The 3,718-nt window shown below is 43.3% G+C and carries 3 protein-coding genes; all 3 read left to right on the top strand.

What is annotated here, in order from left to right:
• The coding region (locus AX660_RS02430) for an efflux RND transporter permease subunit (RefSeq protein WP_131811752.1) at positions 1-1,523 on the top strand (1,523 nt) is incomplete at its 5' end.
• Positions 1,524-1,619: 96 nt separating this feature from the next.
• Entirely contained in the window at positions 1,620-2,633 is a 1,014-nt protein-coding gene (mgrA, locus tag AX660_RS02425) for an L-glyceraldehyde 3-phosphate reductase (RefSeq protein WP_068371932.1), read from the top strand.
• A gap of 52 nt (positions 2,634-2,685) precedes the next feature.
• On the top strand, positions 2,686-3,141 hold the full coding sequence (locus AX660_RS02420; RefSeq protein ID WP_068372100.1) for a TrmH family RNA methyltransferase: 456 nt from the start codon (positions 2,686-2,688) through the stop codon (positions 3,139-3,141).
• Positions 3,142-3,718: the final 577 nt, after the last annotated feature.

The raw sequence follows: 3,718 nt of genomic DNA, 5'->3' as shown, positions 1-3,718 counted from the left end.
GCTGGTCTCTGCGCCATCAAGGTAAGACTTGTTTAATCGCTATTGCTATCTTGCTCAGCACGGCGTTTCCCATGGGTTATGTGACCAATGATGATGATGGCAACAATGATCAAAATCGAGTATGGATGAACTACGATATTCAAAGCAGTTATAGCCTTGAAGAAGTCGAAAAAACCGTGGCAAAAATGGAGAAATATCTCTATGCCAATCAAGAAAAATTCTACATTAAACAGGTATATAGTTACTACACTGCGGGTTTTGCGGTATCGGGCATTACTCTCATTGATGACTTACCGGTAAAACAGTCCGAAGTAAAAAAGCTAATTAGCGATAGCATGCCTAAATTTGCCCGTGCGCGCCCATCGTTTCAGTGGGAACAAGGAAATGGTGGGGGTATTCAGTTGACCTTGTTGGGTGATTCTTCCGAAGCCTTAAGTCAAATGGCCAAACAAATAGTACCGGTGATTGCCAATATCGAAGGTTTGTCTGACGTTAAAACCAATAACGAGGGGCAAAAAGAAGAACTGCAAATTATAGTGGATAGACAAAAAGCCTTTCGTTTTGGCCTTAATAGCAACGACATTGCCACAGTGGTCGCCACCGCATTACGCGGTAATAACCTACGCACCTTTAGAAATGGCGATAGTGGCGAAGTGGCTATCCGCGTGATGTTTGATGAAACGCTACAAGGCTCCATCGATGCGCTGAAAAACCTCACGATTAAACGTGATGCGGCACAAAATGTCACTCTGGATATGGTGGCGACATTGACGATCAAACCTCGTTTGGCGCAAATTCAACGTAGTTATCGCCAAACGTCGCTCACTATTGGCGCTAACCTCAACGATGACATCACCATCGAACAAGCCAAAAAAAGTATTAGCGCGGTAATGGACTACATTCAGTTACCCAGTGGTTATGCGTGGACCTTTGATGGCAGCATTACCCGCCAAAATCTAAATGAAGATGCCATGCAAACCAACATGTTGTTAGCGGTTTGTATGATCTACATCGTGATGGCGGCCTTGTTTGAATCCTTGTTGTTACCCACTGCGGTCATTACTTCGCTGCTGTTTTCCATGACTGGGGTATTTTGGGCGCTGTTTTTTGCCGGCATGCCCATGTCGATTATGAGCATGATTGGGATGTTAATCTTAATGGGTATAGTGGTGAATAACGGCATAGTACTGGTAGATAGGATTAATCAGCTGGTCAATCTCGGTTATGCTGTGCAACAAGCCATCATTGAAGCCTGTTTAACCAGGGTTAGGCCCATACTAATGACAGTCGCTACTACCGTGCTGGGTTTGGTGCCATTGGCCATGGGCACCACCAGAATTGGAGGTGACGGCCCGCCCTACTCACCTATGGCCATATCCATCATCGGCGGATTGATCTTTTCAACACTAACCAGTTTAGTCTTGGTGCCACTGGCTTATCTGTTACTACTAAAACTCAGATATAAGACTCGGCAAATGATTCAAAACAGTAAACAATTAGTCAGTCGCTTAGTAAAAATCTAAGCCTTGTTCTCGTTAAAAATGGCCTCGGCAAATTGTGCATCGAGGCCGTTTAGTTTAGTCTAGCGCCAAATTTATTGGCGTCAGACTAGGACTACTATGATTAAACACGATCCCAACCCACTTTATGTTGCAAATCCAACACGTTACGAAAATATAAGCTATCGTCGCTGTGGTAAAAGTGGTTTAAGACTGCCGCCCTTATCACTTGGTTTATGGCAAAATTTTGGTGCTGTGGATTCATTGCAAAATGCCACTAATATGCTGCACAAAGCCTTTGATTTAGGTATTACTCATTTTGACTTAGCCAATAATTACGGCCCTCCTTTTGGCTCGGCTGAAAGCACTTTTGGTCAGGTGATGGCCACTAGTTTAAAACCCTATCGGGATGAATTATTGATCTCCAGTAAAGCAGGCTATGACATGTGGGCCGGCCCTTATGGTATTGGTGGTTCACGTAAATATTTAGTCTCTAGCTGTGATCAAAGCTTAAAACGCACTGGCTTGGAATATTTCGATATTTTCTATTCTCACTGCATGGATCCTGAAACTCCCATTGAAGAAACCATGCAAGCGCTAGATTATATAGTGCGCTCAGGCCGTGCTTTGTATGTGGGCATTTCTAACTATTCACCCGAGCAAACCAGCAAAGCCATCGCCATTCTTAAAGATTTGGGCACCCCCTTATTGATCCATCAACCCCGATACAACATGTTTGATCGCTGGATTGAAGATGGTTTATGTGACGTATTACTTAAAGAAGGGGTTGGCTCAGTGGTCTTTTCACCACTGGCGCAAGGCTTTTTAACCGATAAATATCTTGGTGGTATTCCACAAGGTTCTCGAGCCTCACGCTCTGAGCAAATCTATTTAAATGCTGAACATCTCACGCAAGATAAAATAGCTAAGGTGCAAAAACTCAATGAAATCGCTAAGTTACGTGGCCAGTCCTTGGCACAAATGGCCTTAGCCTGGGTATTAAACAATCCGGCGGTAACCAGCTCTATCATTGGCGCCAGTAAAGTTAGTCAAATTGAAGATTGTGTGAAGGCTTTAGATAATCTTGAATTTAGTCAGGATGAACTTAGCCAAATAAGAAAAATCATTGAATAAAAGTACTGCCACTGCCCATATCGGCTTAGTTAATCCCAAAAGCCCAGAAAATATGGGCAGCGTTTTGCGCGCTGCGGGTTGTTATCAGGTAAGTTCGATTTATTACACCGGCACTCGCTATGATAGAGCTCGTCACTTTGTTACCGATACTAAAAACCGCTACTTAAATATAACGCCGACTCATGTCGACGATCTCATCGCCATAGCCAAACATCAAGGACTTAAAACCGTGGTTGTTGAGTTGGTGGTTGGTGCTATCCCCTTGCCCGATTATGATCATCCACCACAGGCTCTGTATATATTTGGCCCGGAAGATGGCAGCATAGATCAAAACATCATTAACCAATGTGATGACATAGTTTACATACCCACCATAGGCTGCATGAATCTAGCGGCAACAGTGAATGTATTACTTTATGATCGAATGGCTAAACAACCCAATATCGAATTTGGCGATGACTTAATTATCGCCAGTCGTGATACGAACAATCGCACTAAAAGTCCTTGATGCAGCAGCCCAACCGGCACTAAACATGGCCTGCGGCCACTAAGATTATGCTCTACGCACACTTTATCGCTGCACTACACTAATTCCATTACGTTTATGATATGGCGTCTCGATAACTGCTCCTCGGCTCTGGTATCCTGCTTCGCTCTACCTTCCAACATCCTTGTTGGTCGCTTGACATGCTTGTCACTCTTTCTCCAAATAGTTGAGAAAGAGTAACCAGCAAGAAGCAGGCTCCAACCAACTTACTGATCCAATTTTATCAGCACCTTGTTGTTCAAACAGGCGTGAGTTTACGTCCCTATAAACGGCACGCCTTGTCCTAACGTCCTGTGAGGACATTTGGCAAGGCACAATTGGCTAAACTGCTCTGAACTAAAGGACAGCCAAGCCTCATTTGGAGCTGTCCTTTTTTTGTTCAAATTATTTTGAATTTAATTTTCAATTGTTACAGGAGTTTTTTTTGTACGCACAGATGTTGTATGAATATCCAACAGTATTCCATTGAAGTACACAAAAGTGATAGTAACTGTCACTATCTCAGTTGGTGTTACATAGCTATTAACTAAAGTACTAG

This window comes from Paraglaciecola hydrolytica, assembly GCF_001565895.1.
GTDB lineage: Bacteria > Pseudomonadota > Gammaproteobacteria > Enterobacterales > Alteromonadaceae > Paraglaciecola > Paraglaciecola hydrolytica.
The sequence above is the reverse complement of the archived record's forward strand: the minus strand, read 5'-3'. Positions and strand labels throughout refer to the sequence as shown.

Coding starts and splice junctions, on each gene's coding strand:
- mgrA (WP_068371932.1), top strand. CDS start 1,620: ATGATTAAACACGATCCCAACCCACTTTATGTTGCAAATCCAACACGT.
- AX660_RS02420 (WP_068372100.1), top strand. CDS start 2,686: ATGGGCAGCGTTTTGCGCGCTGCGGGTTGTTATCAGGTAAGTTCGATT.